We start from the raw sequence: 15,930 nt of genomic DNA on the forward strand, positions 1-15,930 counted from the left end.
AAATTTAATAAAAAAGCACACAAAATATTGATTGAAGCAATGAAAATACGAACCGAAAAACAATGGCAACAGAAAAAGAGCTAAATGCCAATCACAACGAGCTGAAACATGTCGGGCGGTTTGCAGCTTGGTTCATTTCCCTTTATGAAGTTTTTAAATTCATTGGCCGTTTTTTCAGGGAAGCCTTTCTTCCACCCTACGAGCTGAAAGAACTGGTAAGGCAATGTTATGAAATTGGTTACCGCTCTGCCTTACTTATTTCTACAACAGGCTTCATTACCGGCCTGGTATTTACAAAACAATCAAGGCCATCACTTTCAGAGTTTGGCGCAACCTCATGGCTACCTTCGTTGGTTGGTATAGCCTTGCTGCGAACGCTTGCTCCCCTCCTTACCGGGTTAATTGCTGCAGGGAAGGTAGGTTCGAGCATTGGGGCCGAACTGGGTTCGATGAAGGTGAGCGAACAGATTGATGCGATGGAAGTTTCTGCAACCAATCCATTTAAGTTTTTGGTGAGTACACGTGTTTTGGCAGCTACGATTACCATGCCTATCCTCACTTTTTACACCGCAATGGTGGGTATGTTAGGTGCGCTGCTTAATGTTTCGGTAAATGAAGGAACAAGTGCAACTACATTTTTTCAAAGTGCACTCGAAAGCATTACTTATCTGGATATTGTTGCCTCAACGGTTAAAGCTATACTCTTTGGCTTCACAATAGCCATTGTAGGTTGTTATCAGGGCTATCATTCTTCTAAAGGTACCGAAGGTGTAGGTAAAGCAGCCAATTCTTCGGTGGTTACCGCCATGTTTCTAATTTTTGTTGAGGAAGTAGTATGCGTGCAAATTTTTAGTTTATTTAATACATAAGCCCGCATTTATGAAAGAAAAACAGTTTACAGATGAAAGTGTAGAAAAGGTTATTGAGATTAAAGGGCTAAACAAATCCTTTGGCAGCTATACTGTACTTGAAAATGCTTCACTCGATGTATACAAAGGTGAAAACCTGGTGGTTTTGGGTAAATCCGGAACGGGTAAATCAGTATTGATTAAAATTATTATCGGCCTGCTTAAACCCGATTCGGGACTGGTGAGCGTACTGAACCAGGTAGTGGATGAAATTTCTTATAAAGAACTTTTGGCACTCAGACTAAGGGTTGGCTTTTCTTTCCAGAACAGTGCCCTTTATGATAGTATGACCGTAAGAGAAAACCTTGAATTTCCTTTGGTACGCAACCGGAAAGACCTAAGCAAACAGGAAGTAAATAGCTCTGTAGAGGAAATGCTGGATGCTGTAGGACTTTCGCAAACCATTAACCAAATGCCTTCTGAACTTTCTGGCGGACAGCGGAAACGCATAGGCATAGCACGGACATTAATTTTAAGACCTGAAATTATGCTTTATGATGAACCTACTGCCGGCCTAGACCCGATAACCTCACGTGAGATTAATAAACTCATTAACGATGTTCAGGAACGTTACCATACCAGCGCAATTATTATTACCCACGATCTTACCTGCGCCAAAGAAGTTGGCAACAGGGTAGCCATGTTAATTGAACGGAATTTTGAAAGACAGGGTTCTTTTGAGCAGGTTTTTAATTCTGGAGATCAGCAGGCACAACCATTTTTTGATTACAACTTTATACAATAACTATGAATGAAAACAGAAAAAAAGTAACAGTAGGAATTTTCATCGCTATTGGCATCCTGATTTTTGTATTGGGAATATTTACCCTGGGCAGCCAGAAAAAAACTTTTGTTAAAAGTTTTACCCTAACTGTTGTTTTTAACGATATACAGGGACTAAAAAAAGGCAATAATGTTTGGTTTTCAGGGGTAAAAATAGGTACAATTAAGAAAATTGAATTTTTTGGCACTTCCCAGGTTAAAGTATACCTAAGTGTGGAGGAAGATATTCATAAATACATACATAAAGATGCTGGCGCGAGCATTGGTGCAGATGGACTGATTGGAAATAAAATTGTAGTTATAACCGGAGGAAACCCAAAATTCCCTTTTGTTGAAGATGGTGACATGCTAAAAGTTAATTCTGCACTTTCTACCGATGATATTATGAAAACCTTACAGGTTAACAACAAAAACCTGGTTGATGTTACTGGCGACTTTAAAATACTGTCTAGAAATCTGATTGATGGAAAAGGTGCTGCCGGAGCTTTATTATCGGATGAAGAACTTGCCAAAAACTTTAAATCGATGGTGGCAAACCTTAATAAAACTTCCATAGCAACAGCGCAAAGTGCCGAACTCCTTGGCCGTTTTGGAAGAACACTAAATACTAAAAACGGACTGATGGATAAAATGCTGACGGATACTGCTGTATTTAAAAAGCTGGAACGTTCTGCTGCCACTCTACAAAAATCGGTTGAATCGGCTTCAAGTTTAGCGGCAAATCTTGATGCTGCCTCTGCAAAACTAAAAACATCTGATAACGCCGCAGGGCTTTTGTTAAACGATCAGAAAACTGCCGAACAGGTTAGAACAATTATGTTAAACCTCGAAAAAAGCAGCAAAAAATTAGATGAAGACCTGGAAGCAGTACAAAGCAATTTTCTGCTCCGTGGTTTTTTCAAAAAAAGAGCAAAAGATTCATTGAGAAAGCAGCAGTAACAATCCCCATAATTAATACATCAAATAAGGGATTGTATATTCCATATAAACTATATAATTGTCGATATTGAGTATAGCTTATTATGAAAAAGCAGGCGTTTTGGATGGAGTTTACCTTGCACTTTCATGTAAACAAAATTACAGAAAACGGGAACGGGAAATTAAAAGAAATAAACAAAAGCGGAAAGTAAAGGGATTTCCTAAACTTTCCGCTTTAAAATCATTGCTTAATCAAAATCAATCAGTGCTTTAATTACCGATTGATCTCCTGCCAACTGACTAAATTGATCCTTAACCGCATTTAGATTAAGCCTATGGGAGATAAAATCCAAAGGTTTAACTAGTCCTTGTTTAATGCTATCTATTACATGGGCAAAATCTTTAGGCAATGCATTCCTGCTGCTCATCAGCATGGCTTCCCTTTTATGAAATTCTGGATGTACAACCTCAATTGTTCCTTTTTGAAGGCCTATCATAATAAACTTGCCACCATGCGCTAAAAACTTGAAACTGCCATTAATTGCATTTAAATTGCCCGTACAATCGATTACCACGGTAGCCATATCGCCATTTGAAATTTCTTTAAGCCGGGCAAATACATCTGTTTTAATGGGATTAATAACATGTTCAACGCCGAGTTGATCACTGCAAAAAGCCAATCTGTTATCATTTACATCAGCAACAACAACCCTGGCACCCGCAATTTTCGCAAATGCAATTGTTCCCAAGCCGATTGGTCCGGCACCAATAATAAGAACAGTTTCTTCTTTCTTAATATCGGCAAGGGCAACACCATGTGCACCAATAGCCAAAGGCTCAACGAGTGCAAGTTCATCAACAGAAAGGCCTTGCCCGGCCACAACAGCATCAGCCGGAACTGAAATATACTCCTGCATGGCACCATCAATATGTACGCCGAAAACTTGCATATTTACGCAACAGTTTGATTTACCATTTCGGCAGGCAATACAATGGCCACATGAAAAATATGGACTGATGGTAACCAGATCACCTGGCTTAAAATTATTTTGACTTGCAGCTTCTACAACTTCTGCCGCAATTTCGTGACCTAATATCCTAGGATAGGCAAAAAATGGCTGTGTACCTTCAAAAGCATGATAATCCGTACCACAGATTCCTAGCCTTTTCATTTTAAGCAGCACATTATTTTCTTTTAGAGCAGGTAAATCTTTTTCTACATAGTTAAATTCACCCGGGGATTTACAGATCAGTGCTTTCATTAAAGGTTTAAAATTTGAAGTTCAATTAATCCAAGGTTTTCCATTTCATACCAGAATTCAGCAGGAGGGGCTTTTGATGCAAGTGCAACATTCACCGCTACTTTATCGGGCCTGGTGGTATTTAATGCAATACTGGCCACACCGGGGAAACGGTATGAAAAATTAAAACAGGCTTCTGCCGGCAGCACATCAAACTTACTGCATACATAAAAAAAATCTTTCCTCCAGTTCAGCAATGTTCTACCTGCAATGCTTTCGTAATCAACCTTTTGATAGTTATAAAAATCACCACCGGTTAAAAATCCACCATTAAAAACAGCAGAATTAATCACTTTTATGTTTTTCTTACCTAAATTTTCTACGAATTTTATCAAAGCTTTTGGATGCGACTTAACTGTTAAACTATTCGCAATCATAACCCAATCCAGATCAACATCCCTGGCAATCATTTCGATTACTTTCCAATCTTTTGCACCTACGCCTACAGAGGTTACCAGTCCTTCATCTTTCAATTCACCAAGAGCCCTGTAAGCACCTAAAATGTGTTGATATCTTTCTTTGTATTCTGCCTCATTATTGCCTGTAAAAAGGTATTCATCAGGATCATGTACCGATACCATTTGGGCACTATAATCTCCCAATAAACTATTTCCCTGTTCAAAACATTTCATAATGCCCTCATAACTGATTATTTGTACGGCATCGTGTTGAATATTTTTCCAGATACCAGGCTCGAAAGTTGGCTCGGGGGTTACAAGCGGCATCCGGTACCAACCAAGCTTATTGCTGATGATTACCTTTTCGGGATCGGCTTTTAGCTTAGCAAGGCATTTACCAAGCGATTCCAAAGCCAAACCTGCACCATATTTCCCGGCGGTATCAAAAACTGTTAATGGTGCTGATGATTTTACACATTGCTCCACAATTTCCAACCTAACCTCATCATCAATTGCCTGGTAAAGGTTCCCTAAACTGCTTGTGCCGAAAATAACAGCTGGTAAAACGCAATCATCCTGCCTGTTATTAGTTTGCCCGTTTTGCTGTTTCATAACACCTCACTTTTTAATCTAAAAATATTTTTCATCAACAGCCATTTTTCACCGGGCCTGGCCAGTGGCAGTGCCTGCTGATATTTCCACATCAGTGCTTCCCATTCCTGTACCTTTGGATTTGCAGCGTCCATGGCGGCTTTTCCTTCAAAACTAAAATCTTCTCCAACTTCCATTATCATAAAAAGCCTGTTGGAAATTCGGTATATTTCCATATCAATAATCCCCGCACTTATAATACTTTCCTTAATTTCAGGCCAACCATTAACGTGGTAGGCTTCATATTCTGCAATCAGATCAGGATCATCGATCAGATCAAGTGCTAAACAATATCTTTTCATTTTTTTATAAAATCTGTGAGGGTTCGTTAATTGTACTTTTTCCTTTACTCCGGTGCCCTTTTAAGCCAAATAGCACGATAACCGCAAAACATGCCATGGGTACGTAGTAGCCATTTTGTATATTTCCGGTTTCATCACTTAAATACCCGAAAATTCTTGGCAGAACGGCCCCTCCTACTATCGACATAATGATAAGACTGCTGCCTAATTCAGTATCGGATTCGAGCCCTTTTATACCCAAAGAAAATATGGTTGGGAACATTACCGACATAAAAAAGCAGATGGCTATTACCGCATATATGGTTACCATCCCCGTACCTATAATGGCCACTTCGCACAACAGTAAACTAACAAAAGCGTAAATGGCCAGCAGGTTATGAGCCCGAAAAAAGCGCATTAAGAAAGTGGTGAAAAATCTGCCTGTTAAAAAGGCAAAACCACAGATACCCAGGTAATAGGTGGCTTTTTCTTCGGAAATACCTGCAGATTTTGTAGCATAGGATAAACAGACTAAAAACAGAAACTTGTGCACCTACATAAAAAAACTGCGCCACAATTCCCCACGATAACTGGCTATGCCTAAACACGCTCCAAAAACTTTTTTGGGCAGTTCCTTCCACTTTTGTGCGGATATCCGGCAGTTTAATGAAAAAGAACACAATAGCCAGAATTAAGAGAATACTGCCGAGCACAAAGTACGGAACTTGAACAGAAGCTGCCTCTGAGGCCAGTGTTGATGCTTTTAAAGCAGGGGTCATTTTTGCAAGTTCGCTATCTGGAACACCTTTAAGTAAAATCAGTTTACCCCAATAATTGGTGCCAATGAAGCGGCTAAGCCATTGAATGACTGTGCCAGGTTTAACCTAAAAGTAGAAGTTTCTGGTGGCCCAACTAAAGAAATGTATGGATTTGCTGCTGTTTCCAATATAGTAAGGCCGCAGGCGATAATAAAAAGTGCCATTAAAAAAAATGTATACGACTGTACGGCGGCAGCTGGCAAAAAAAGATAACATCCTGTCGAAAAGATCAGCAACCCGATAATGATCCCTGTTTTATAGCCATATTTTTTCATGATTATACCTGCGGGCAGTGCCATAATGAAATAAGCAATAAAAACAGCCGAATCTACAAGGGTTGCCTGAACGGTTGTGAGGGTGAAAGAGCGTTTTAAATGCGGAATTAATATTGGGTCGAGATTATGGGCAAAACCCCATAGAAAAAATAGGGAGGTAATTAGTATTACCGCCAGACCGATGTTTTTGGTTTTCATTTGTTTGGAAAGAGATTATGGTTGTTAAACCTATTTTTTAAATTCAATTTTGAAACCCGTTACCTGCCACAACGGATAATCTGCTGGTTTGGTAATCACAAGCGCATCATCCTCTTGCACCCATTTTAACTTTTTATTGCTGCCAAGCAGGCTAACAGAGGCAATAGCATGATCCAGGTATTTGGATTTTGCACCAAGTAAATTCAATCTAATCTCTCCTTGAGGAATATTTAAACAAAAAGCAAATAGGTTGCCGTTTTTGGTGGTATACCTAATATCACTGGACAGGTATTCGCGGGTATCAGTTAGGCCGCCAAAACGCCCTTTCTTTTGATTGGATTTAATGGTTGATGGTCCTTCCCCATATACTTTCCATGGCCTTGTACCATAAATACCTTCTCCGTTTAGTTTGGTCCACTCGCCAATTTCAGTTACAATTTTTACCACATCCGGCTCGAGGTCTCCCTCTGGGGTTTGCACCACATTAATTAATAAATTACCGTTTTTGCTTACAATATCAATCAGTAACTGGGCAATTTCATTTGCGCTTCTGTAACGTTGCCCTGTTCGGTAATACCAATCTCCAATGGAAGTATCTGTTTGCCATGGAAACTCGCTGATAGAATCCAACACACCACGTTCTACATCTTGTGCCCACTTACCTTCTGAAGGTTCTTTAGGGGTATAAACAGCTTCGAGTTTACCTTTATTTTTTGCGATATCCTGGTTGTAAAAATGCGCTAACATATTTCTTCCGGTATCTTCAAAAGGAAGTTTACTATCTGAATAAAGCAAATCAGGATGATACAAATCAATAAGTTCGTTTACATTTTCCAACCATTTTTTGTGCCAGCCAGCATTATTTGTCAGCCATTCCTGAACATTGCTGGAATCTGCAGGCAAATGATAAAGGTCGGCATACTGAGGATTACGCCCATCATAAGGAACACCCGCAAACTGGCCATCTTTATCTGCACCATGACTGGCCTGAAACCAGTTAAAACTAGCCGCAAGGTGCTCGGAAACGCCAAAGCGAAGACCTTCTTTTTGAGCAGCTTTTTGCCATAATCCTACAACATCTTTATGTGGCCCCATATTTACCGAATTCCACTTATGGATTTTTGAGTTCCATAAAAAGAAATTATCATGGTGGGAGCCCATGGATACAAAATATTTTGCGCCGGCTTTTTTATAAAGTGCCATCAATTGATCAGGATTCCATTTTTCTGCTTTCCATAATGGAATAATATCTTTATAACCAAACTTGGAAGGCGTACCATAAGTGGCCACATGGTACTTATTTTGATCGCTGCCCTGTACATACATATTTTTGGCATACCAATCTCCCCGCCTCGGAACTGCCTGCGGGCCCCAATGCGACCATATTCCGAATTTCGCATCACGGAACCATTCCGGATACTTATACTGTTTTAACGATTCGTCAGTAGGTTTAAATTTTCCCTGTTCTACCTTTGTCTCTTTTTGTTGTGCAAGGCTGCTAAGTGCCAAAAACGCAAGCGTAAAGCTGAATAATAATGTTTTTTTCATTTCCTGGTTAGTTAAATATTATGGTTACGGTCTTTTTAAGGTTATTAATAACAGGTAGCCGGGTAAACTGCTTAATGATAATGCAGAAAGCTTCTTTTATTTTTTGAAGTTTGGTATTGAATAACAGATCAAAATCGCATTCGCAACTTGGTTTTATATTTGGTTAACTTTACCAAAGCTAGGTAACTCATCCGTGCTAAAATTGGAAAAATTAGACTTTTTGTTGTAAAAATCCGACATTTAACTAATGATCAAAAGAATATTGCAGAACACTTTTTCCCTGCTGAATGTAGATTATGTAAAACTGACCTCGAAGTGGGATTACAAAAATGTAATCAGCCCCTACTATCGGATTTATTATATAGATAACGGTTTGGGCGAAGTTTCGGATCAAAGCGATGTATTGACACTTGAACCAGGATATTTATACATTATCCCAAGCTTTACGCTGTGTAATCTGAAGTGTAAAGATTATTTAAGTCAGTATTTCGTTCAGTTTTTTGAAGAATCTGCAGATGGGGTTTCCCTTTTTGCACAGCGGCGGGCACTTACAAAAGTAAAGGCAACTTCGATGGATATTGATCTTTTTAAAAGGCTTCTGGAAATTAATCCCGGTCGCGGGATCAACAGGTCTGACGACCCTAAGGTATACGAAAAAAATATTTATTATAAAGAATACCAAGAACTTAACAACAGGCAAAACCTGGCCAGTTATTTCGAAACTCAGGGCATTTTATTACAGCTAATGGGCCGTTTTTTAAAGGGCCAGCAGCATCAGGCACATGGAATGCATCATGCGCCGCTAAAAATTGCTGAAACAATTGGCCATATCCTGGTTAACCTGCACGAAGAACTATCTGTAACCGCACTGGCATCACGCGTTAACCAGCATCCCGATTATTTTTCAAGGCAGTTTAAAGCTTTTACAGGTGAACGACCGGTAAATTACATCCTTGGCAAGCGTATTGAGCGCGCGCAGCATCTGTTGGCCACAAGCCAGTTAACATATTCTGAAATTGCCATTCAAACAGGCTTCGAATCGCTTTCCTACTTTTCTAAATCCTTTAAAAAAATTACAGGTTTATCACCGCGTGAATATAAGAAACAGGTTTACCTGGTTGGTTTTGCAATGTAACAACCATATACCTAATAAAATATAGGCTATATGAATCTAATGTAGATTATCCACCGAGCAATAACGATAAAATGCAGAATTTTTGCTCGCCGCAGCTTAACAATTAAGGTTAAATCATTTTATGGCCCGTGTAGCTTTATCAAACGACAAAACGAGTGCTTTTTGATTAACCTGTTTTAAAGCAACATCATGACTAGCTTTACCATTGCCTACTGTAAAATAAACCTCGGCTTTAACGGTAGCCCCTTTTTCGAGCCCTTCCTCAAATAAAGCAATGCCGAACAAAGTGCTGTCGACCTTTGAAGATGCGATTACACTCACAGTACCCAAATCGTAATTGCCGTTATTTTTTAAAGTTACCACGCCATCTTTATAGGTATAACTCACACCTTTTAGTGTTTCGAGGTAAGTTTTATTCTTACTGGTAATTGCCTGGTAAGTTTGTGCATAACCAGAAAAACCAGCCATTGCAAGTAATAAGATTAAAATAGTTTTTTTCATGTTTTCAAAATTTAACGTTGCAAAAATCAAACTCACTTTACCAAATTGGTGGTGTTATTTCATTTGGGTCAGGGTAGCTTTAAGTTTTCCTATTTCATCATCAGGATCTCCCTGAGAGGCAAAAATCTGCGCTACATCCATATCTTTTCCGTAAACGGTTGCATTCGCAGCAGCATCAATTTCCAGTGATGCACCATTAACTGACAGGCCTGCAAAAAGGCCCTTACTACGGGAGTAGGAATAAACCTCTGCATCGAGTTTATAATCAGTATTTACGGCAGAACTCCGCCCCAAAGGCCCGGCTGCAACAGAAAGATCGCCACCGAGTGTAAAACTACTTTGCTTAATGGAAGTTAAACTATTGGCATGCGTAAAAACCAGCACAAGTTCTGTTGATTGTACCCCTGCTTGAAGGCCGATACTGCCGCCTGTAATGGTAACAAATACAGGATTGCTCCAGCTTCCATCTGCTCTTTTCACCATTGCAATACCTCTCCCTCGTTTACCACCTACCACAAAACCAGCGTTAATAAGCTTCGGTACAACAACAATACCCTGGGTTAGCTCAAGTAATTTGGAGGGAATAGACTCTTTCATTTTTCCGAAACCGGAAAGCACCTGAGTGGATTGTTGTATTCTTTTTTGCTCCTTTTGCTGAGCAATGGCTGAAACAGGAAATAGTAATGCTGCGCAGCAGAGTACCGCGAGATTCGTTTTAATTAAATTAACAATATTCATATCGGATAAAAAAACAAACTATAATACGCTGATTTACGCTTTTAAACGGTCTGGAACTGCAATATTATATCTTTTATTTCTTTTCCCTACCGGTATTTTGGTAAATTACGTTTCTGTGAGAAAATTCTTTCTTACACAATATGTTTATGTAATCATTTACTTTAAACCAGGTGAAATTTGTTGTTGATTCTATTAATCACGTAAATAATGTTCTATAAACCATTTCAGGGCAGGATTTTTATTAGATGCCTTGTAAGCCAGTACAACCTCGGTATTAACCGGAATTCCATGAAGTTCTACAAAGGAGATTTTCATACCGCTATACTGCTTTTTTAATGAAAGCGGTAAAATAGATACGCCAAGCCCGGCTTCAACCAGTTGCAATATAGAATGTACATTATTAGCTTCGTGCGTAATATCCGGTCGGAAACCCAGTCTCTGACAGATTTCCATCAGCTTTTCATTATACTGGGGAGCATAATCTTTATTAAAAAAAATAAACGGACGGTTTTTAAGGAAATCTCCAAGTGCTTCAATTTCGCCAAGTTTTTCATCTCTAAAAGGAATAACCACTACAAAGGGATCAAAAAACAAAGATTCGACCTTTAATTTTTCTGATAATACGGGTGCGCGCAAAATTCCGGCATCTAATTTCCCTTCTTCCAGGGCTTTGATTTGGGTAAGCGTAGGCACTTCGAACAGACTTGTTTTTAAATAAGGAAAAGCGATTTGCATGGATTTTAAAATTTCGGCCATGTGCGATTGGTATACAGAACTGATGTAACCGATTTTAAGTTCGCCGCTTAATCCTCCATGAATTTGGCGCACAATTTCTTTGCTTTCGGCTAATTTAGTAAACAGGGCATCAACCTCGTCTTTAAAGTATTTGCCAGCATTGGTTAAGGTTACCTGCTTGTTGTTCCGTTCAAACAACCTAACGCTGAGTTCTTCTTCTAATTCTTTTATCTGGCGACTTAACGGAGGCTGCGATATGAAAAGTTTGTTGGCCGCTTTGGTGAAATGAAGCTCTTCGGCTACGGTTTTAAAATATAAGAGATGTCGGAGTTCCATGTTTTATAATACCTATTAAGTATCAATATATGCATAAATTAATATTTTACAAATATGATGAGTGATGTTAACTTTAACAAAAAAATATTTTATGAATCCACATAACACCCAAAAAGCAACCATTGAAGAAATAAGAAGCCGCTTTGATGAGGATGTAGAACGCTTTTCTAATCTGGAAACCGGACAGCAAACCACAATTGATGCACCCTTAACCATGGAACTTTGTACAGAGGCTGCAAAGTATATTAATCCTGAAGCAAAGGAATTACTCGATATTGGCTGTGGAGCGGGTAATTATACCTTAAAGATGCTGAGTAAAATTGCAAATCTTAACTGCACATTAAACGATCTGAGCCTGCCAATGCTTGAAAAAGCTAAGGAACGGATACTGGCACAAACTACTGGCCGGGTAAACCTGATACAGGATGATATGCTTAATTTAAATTTGCCTGAGGAGCATTTCGACATTATACTTTCTGCGGCAGCATTTCACCATTTGCGTAGTGATGCCGATTGGGAGCTCATGTTTACCAAAATTTACCGGGCTTTGAAACCTGGTGGAAGCATCTGGATTTCTGATCTTATTGCCCATGATTCGCCACTGGTTGATCAGCTTTTCCGTAAACAATATGGCGCATACCTGGAAACTCTTGGCGGGCCCGAATACAGACAAAAGGTATTTGATTACATTGCTTATGAGGATACTCCGCGCTCGCTTAACTACCAATTGAGCCTGTTGCATAAAGTTGGCTTTACAGTAACCGAAGTTCTGCACAAAAACGGTTACTTTGCTGCTTTTGGAGCGATTAAATAAGGTGGTTTCATCCTGAGCCCTCATGTGTCTACCATCATCTTATGCGTCTTCCTGAACTTGTTTCAGGATCTTAATCATGAGTTAACCACAGCTACTTAGTGCGTGTTTTTTATTGTATTTGCCACAGAAACACAGAAAGCACGGAAAATTCATAGATCTTAATCCCTTAATTGTGTCATCCTGGGGGTTAATTTATTGTATAAAATCAATATGAGTGACATAATTTTTAAATAAATACCCAATGTTATCGTCATTGCGAGAAGGCTTTTTCAGCCGACGAAGCAATCTTACAACGATCGCTACTAGCGTGTGCTTTAGGATTGCTTCGTACCGCGCAATAACGACCGCTTTACTGAAGCCTGTTAATGCTAGCGTACTCAAATACCCACCCAGCTTTGTGTTCTTTGCGCCTTCCCCTTGTGTTCTTTGTGGTTAAAAAAACGATGCATTGCGTTTCATAAATTCGCTATGATGAACGATCGCCAATAGCTTCTACACCCCACAAATCACGAAGATACCCGCTAATTATCTGCCTGAGCGCAGTCGAAAACCTCTTATTTAATCTCTTTTGTGCTATAAATCCTCCTGATTAAACTCGGAAGCACTATTAACAAAAGTGCCAACGCAACAATAAAGCCTCCTATAACGGCAATGGCCAATGGCTGGTGCAACTGTGCGCCTGCTCCTATACCGAGGGCCAACGGCAATAAAGCAATAATTGCCCCTAAAGCCGTCATTAGTTTTGGCCTTAACCGCGTAGAAATGGCGAAAGTAATTGCATCATCCATATTTTTTTCATCTAATGATTCTTTAAACTGCAAAAAGGTAAACACGGCGTTTTCCCCAATAATTCCAACAATCATAATCAGACCGGTATAACTGCCAACATTCAAAGGTGTACCTGTAAGTAACAGGGCTATATAACTGCCTGCAATCCCTAATACAGCAATCAACAGAATCAGGAAGGCAATCTTAAAATCCCTGAAAAGGAAAAGAATTACACTGAAAACCAGCAAGCTCGACGCTATTAAAATGGTTAAGAGTTCGGAAAAGGATTGTTGCTGCTCTTTATAAGCACCACCATACTCAATATGGTAACCTGATGGGAGGTTCACTTTGCTGTTAACTGCCAATTTAATATCTCTCATTACACTCCCAAGGTCCCTGTTATCCAGCCTTGCAGAAATGGCTCCGATGGTTTGCAGGTTTTCTCTTTCTACCTCGGCATTTCCCGGTTGAAGATCAACTTTGGCGAGTTTCTGAATCGGCACAGCCACACCATTGGGAAGAAATATTTTAAGTGATGAAATATCCGATACACCAAAAACCCTGCTTCCGGGATATACCATCCGGATGGGAGAAAGTTGCTGTTTATCATATAAATCTCCAATGATATTGCCCTGCATAGCGGTTTGCACCTGTGCCTGGAAAGAAAGCGGCGTAATGCCATATTGGGCAAGCATGGTAAAGTTAGGCTGAATATTTACTGTTGGCCCTGAAAGGATAATGCCATCAAAAACATCTGCTGTGCCGTTTACCTTCGAAACCAGACCTGCTACCTGTTTAGCCAATTGCTGCAATTTCTGCTGGTCGTTACCAAAAACCTTAATTTCAACAGGCTTTGTTGAGCTCATTAAATCGCCGAGCATATCGCCTATTACCTGACCAAAATCGACAACCAGCGCAGGTTGGGTATGCTCAATATGTGCTCTTATTTCGGAAATTACCTCATCGGTACTTTTTTTACGGTTTGGCTTCAACTGGATCAGATAATCTCCGGTATTGGGTTCGGTGATGAAAAACCCCATTTGTGTGCCTGTCCTTCTCGAATAGGCTTGTACATCCGGAATTTTAACCATTTCTTTTTCCACTTCCCTTAGCATTCTGTCGGTTTCTTCTAACGATGTACCTGGAGGCGATGCATAATCGAGCACAATACTGCCCTCGTCCATTTCGGGTAAAAACCCGGTTTGCAACCTTGGGTATATCAGAATGATGGATGCAACAAGGAACAGGATAAAACCATAAGAAATATAGGGCCTTTGGATAAAATAACGAACCCAGTTTTGAGCCTTTACCTCATGCACAATAACCGCTTTACCAGATGCATTTTGATGCGAATTTTTAGTTAGCAGTAAATAAATTACGGGCAAGCCGATCCAGGTTACAAAAAATGAGCATACGAGTGCAATAATCATCGTATTGGTCATTACCTGGAAATATGACCCTGCAACACCCGTCATCAGTACGAAAGGCACAAAAATAACTATGGTACTGATGGATGAGCCGAGCATAGCCGGAAAAAGATAACCAATCGCTTTGCTAATTAGCGGTGCAGTTGGCTCATTTGGGTGTTCCTCGTGTGTACGGTGAATCTGTTCTACTACTACAATTGCATCGTCGATAATTAGTCCGATGGCCGCTGCAATGGCCCCGAGAGTCATGATATTTAAAGAGTAACCCACAAAATAAAGCACAATTACGGTAAGGCAGAGCGTAATTGGGATGGTGATGAGTATGGTGGCACTGGCCTTTAGCGAGCGCAGAAAAATAATGGCCACTACAATGGCCAGGGCAAGGCCGATTAATAAACTATCGCGCACACTTTTAACCGATTCGTTTACAAAATCGGCCTGTACATAGTATGGTTTAAGGCTCACCCCTGCCGGAAGAATCTTTTTAAGCTGTTTAACCTTTGCGGCCATTTCTGCAGAAAGATCAACCAGGTTTGCATTTGGCTGTTTAATTACGGCAATGAGTATCCCATCTTTTCCGTTTGCGTTAATGCGGGTATACTCTACACTTTGCTGAATATCCACTTTGGCCACATCTACTATTCGGATGGTTCTATTTCCTTTTCTGGTGAGCACCAGTTCTTCCAGATCGCTTTTCGTTTTTACGGTGGCATCGGTTACCGATAAATAAAGGAAATTATGATCGGATAGGTAACCGTTTGATTTAATAAAATTGGTTTGCGAAAGGGCAGCGGTAACCTGATCTGGCGAAATGCCAAGCGACTGCATCTTTTGTACATCGAGTGTTAACCAGTATTCTTTCGTTTTGCCACCAATTACACGGATTTCTGAAACACCATCTACCTGAGAAAGAAAGGGTTTTACTGTGTAGGTAGCTATTTTTTTAAGTTCGACAGGTGAATAGTTATGGCTTTCTAAACTGTATCCGCTTACGGGAAGTATAGAAGGGTTCATTTTTTCTACTGAAATATTTACTCCAGCAGGCAAGGTTGCAGAAATTTTAGCAATCTGCGATTCAATCCTTTGTTGACTGAGATCAATATCTGCACCTGGATTCATAAACGCAGAAAGCTCACAACTGCCGCGGCTGGTGGTACTTCTTACCAATTGCAGATCGGGTACCTGTTTTACGGCGTTTTCGAGTGGCCGGGTTACAGTAACCACCATTTTATCTACCGGCTGAAGTTCTGCATCGGCAATGATTTTTATTTTAGGGAAGGTAATTTCGGGAAAAAGACCTGTTTTAAGCTGCTGAAATGAATAAATACCGCCAACAATAATGATAATGAGTACGGCCAGGATGGGATTTTTATGGGAAATAAAGAATTTATTCATGG

15 protein-coding genes are annotated in these 15,930 nt (G+C 39.9%); 5 read left to right on the forward strand and 10 right to left on the reverse strand.

The genetic code is table 11. The features are described from left to right. Positions 1-62: 62 nt before the first annotated feature. The 3 genes from ACZZZW_RS19675 to ACZZZW_RS19685 are packed head-to-tail and all read left to right on the forward strand — an operon-like array spanning position 63 to position 2,630. Positions 63-869 carry an MlaE family ABC transporter permease gene (locus tag ACZZZW_RS19675; protein WP_463496043.1) on the forward strand — a complete coding sequence of 269 codons (807 nt, stop codon included), beginning with the start codon at positions 63-65 and terminating at the stop codon, positions 867-869. Between the two features lie 10 nt (positions 870-879). Then, positions 880-1,653 (forward strand): ABC transporter ATP-binding protein, encoded by a 774-nt coding sequence (locus ACZZZW_RS19680; protein ID WP_055905559.1) that lies wholly within the window; start codon positions 880-882, stop codon positions 1,651-1,653. Positions 1,654-1,655: 2 nt separating this feature from the next. Then, entirely contained in the window at positions 1,656-2,630 is a 975-nt protein-coding gene (locus tag ACZZZW_RS19685) for an MlaD family protein (protein WP_463496046.1), read from the forward strand. Positions 2,631-2,857: 227 nt separating this feature from the next. Here the strand turns inward: ACZZZW_RS19685 and ACZZZW_RS19690 are convergent, their stop codons facing one another. From ACZZZW_RS19690 to ACZZZW_RS19715, 6 genes are all read right to left on the reverse strand, one after another. After that, positions 2,858-3,871, reverse strand: a complete 1,014-nt coding sequence (locus ACZZZW_RS19690; protein ID WP_463496048.1) for a zinc-binding alcohol dehydrogenase family protein — start codon at positions 3,869-3,871, stop codon at positions 2,858-2,860. Further along, the gene (locus tag ACZZZW_RS19695; protein ID WP_463496050.1) at positions 3,871-4,920 is read right to left on the reverse strand and encodes an aldo/keto reductase; all 1,050 of its coding nucleotides are present in this window, start codon (positions 4,918-4,920) and stop codon (positions 3,871-3,873) included. The genes ACZZZW_RS19690 and ACZZZW_RS19695 overlap by 1 nt, the downstream gene beginning before the upstream one ends. Continuing rightward, a complete protein-coding gene (locus tag ACZZZW_RS19700) occupies positions 4,917-5,261 on the reverse strand; it encodes an L-rhamnose mutarotase (RefSeq protein WP_055905569.1) in 345 nt (114 codons plus the stop codon). Before ACZZZW_RS19700 ends, ACZZZW_RS19695 begins: the two co-directional genes overlap by 4 nt. A 4-nt stretch (positions 5,262-5,265) precedes the next feature. Beyond that, positions 5,266-5,793 (reverse strand): MFS transporter, encoded by a 528-nt coding sequence (locus ACZZZW_RS19705; RefSeq protein ID WP_463496053.1) that lies wholly within the window; start codon positions 5,791-5,793, stop codon positions 5,266-5,268. Positions 5,794-6,057: 264 nt separating this feature from the next. After that, entirely contained in the window at positions 6,058-6,531 is a 474-nt protein-coding gene (locus ACZZZW_RS19710; RefSeq protein ID WP_463496055.1) for an MFS transporter, read from the reverse strand. Between the two features lie 30 nt (positions 6,532-6,561). Then, a complete protein-coding gene (locus tag ACZZZW_RS19715) occupies positions 6,562-8,079 on the reverse strand; it encodes an alpha-L-fucosidase (RefSeq protein WP_463496057.1) in 1,518 nt (505 codons plus the stop codon). Positions 8,080-8,326: 247 nt separating this feature from the next. On the opposite strand from ACZZZW_RS19715, the gene ACZZZW_RS19720 reads away from it, so the two are divergent. Then, complete coding sequence (locus ACZZZW_RS19720; protein WP_055905578.1) at positions 8,327-9,214, forward strand: helix-turn-helix domain-containing protein; 888 nt, start codon at positions 8,327-8,329, stop codon at positions 9,212-9,214. A gap of 114 nt (positions 9,215-9,328) precedes the next feature. On the opposite strand, the gene ACZZZW_RS19725 is transcribed toward ACZZZW_RS19720, so the two are convergent. From ACZZZW_RS19725 to ACZZZW_RS19735, 3 genes are all read right to left on the reverse strand, one after another. Then, entirely contained in the window at positions 9,329-9,715 is a 387-nt protein-coding gene (locus ACZZZW_RS19725; protein ID WP_055905580.1) for a hypothetical protein, read from the reverse strand. A gap of 54 nt (positions 9,716-9,769) precedes the next feature. Further along, positions 9,770-10,453 (reverse strand): lipid-binding SYLF domain-containing protein, encoded by a 684-nt coding sequence (locus ACZZZW_RS19730; RefSeq protein ID WP_055905588.1) that lies wholly within the window; start codon positions 10,451-10,453, stop codon positions 9,770-9,772. A 192-nt stretch (positions 10,454-10,645) separates the two neighbouring features. Then, a complete protein-coding gene (locus tag ACZZZW_RS19735) occupies positions 10,646-11,524 on the reverse strand; it encodes a LysR family transcriptional regulator (protein WP_055905591.1) in 879 nt (292 codons plus the stop codon). Between the two features lie 91 nt (positions 11,525-11,615). Here ACZZZW_RS19735 and ACZZZW_RS19740 point away from each other — a divergent pair, with 91 nt between their 5' ends. Further along, on the forward strand, positions 11,616-12,338 hold the full coding sequence (locus ACZZZW_RS19740; protein ID WP_463496061.1) for a class I SAM-dependent methyltransferase: 723 nt from the start codon (positions 11,616-11,618) through the stop codon (positions 12,336-12,338). Between the two features lie 554 nt (positions 12,339-12,892). On the opposite strand, the gene ACZZZW_RS19745 is transcribed toward ACZZZW_RS19740, so the two are convergent. Continuing rightward, positions 12,893-15,928, reverse strand: a complete 3,036-nt coding sequence (locus ACZZZW_RS19745; protein WP_463496063.1) for an efflux RND transporter permease subunit — start codon at positions 15,926-15,928, stop codon at positions 12,893-12,895. Positions 15,929-15,930 lie beyond the last annotated feature (2 nt).

The organism is Pedobacter sp. AC379 (genome assembly GCF_979258145.1).

What these genes read in the sequence shown, in the direction of transcription:
- ACZZZW_RS19675 (WP_463496043.1), top strand. Translation starts at nt 63, where the DNA reads ATGGCAACAGAAAAAGAGCTAAATGCCAATCACAACGAGCTGAAACAT.
- ACZZZW_RS19680 (WP_055905559.1), top strand. Translation starts at nt 880, where the DNA reads ATGAAAGAAAAACAGTTTACAGATGAAAGTGTAGAAAAGGTTATTGAG.
- ACZZZW_RS19685 (WP_463496046.1), top strand. Translation starts at nt 1,656, where the DNA reads ATGAATGAAAACAGAAAAAAAGTAACAGTAGGAATTTTCATCGCTATT.
- ACZZZW_RS19690 (WP_463496048.1), bottom strand. Translation starts at nt 3,871, where the DNA reads ATGAAAGCACTGATCTGTAAATCCCCGGGTGAATTTAACTATGTAGAA.
- ACZZZW_RS19695 (WP_463496050.1), bottom strand. Translation starts at nt 4,920, where the DNA reads ATGAAACAGCAAAACGGGCAAACTAATAACAGGCAGGATGATTGCGTT.
- ACZZZW_RS19700 (WP_055905569.1), bottom strand. Translation starts at nt 5,261, where the DNA reads ATGAAAAGATATTGTTTAGCACTTGATCTGATCGATGATCCTGATCTG.
- ACZZZW_RS19710 (WP_463496055.1), bottom strand. Translation starts at nt 6,531, where the DNA reads ATGAAAACCAAAAACATCGGTCTGGCGGTAATACTAATTACCTCCCTA.
- ACZZZW_RS19715 (WP_463496057.1), bottom strand. Translation starts at nt 8,079, where the DNA reads ATGAAAAAAACATTATTATTCAGCTTTACGCTTGCGTTTTTGGCACTT.
- ACZZZW_RS19720 (WP_055905578.1), top strand. Translation starts at nt 8,327, where the DNA reads ATGATCAAAAGAATATTGCAGAACACTTTTTCCCTGCTGAATGTAGAT.
- ACZZZW_RS19725 (WP_055905580.1), bottom strand. Translation starts at nt 9,715, where the DNA reads ATGAAAAAAACTATTTTAATCTTATTACTTGCAATGGCTGGTTTTTCT.
- ACZZZW_RS19730 (WP_055905588.1), bottom strand. Translation starts at nt 10,453, where the DNA reads ATGAATATTGTTAATTTAATTAAAACGAATCTCGCGGTACTCTGCTGC.
- ACZZZW_RS19735 (WP_055905591.1), bottom strand. Translation starts at nt 11,524, where the DNA reads ATGGAACTCCGACATCTCTTATATTTTAAAACCGTAGCCGAAGAGCTT.
- ACZZZW_RS19740 (WP_463496061.1), top strand. Translation starts at nt 11,616, where the DNA reads ATGAATCCACATAACACCCAAAAAGCAACCATTGAAGAAATAAGAAGC.
- ACZZZW_RS19745 (WP_463496063.1), bottom strand. Translation starts at nt 15,928, where the DNA reads ATGAATAAATTCTTTATTTCCCATAAAAATCCCATCCTGGCCGTACTC.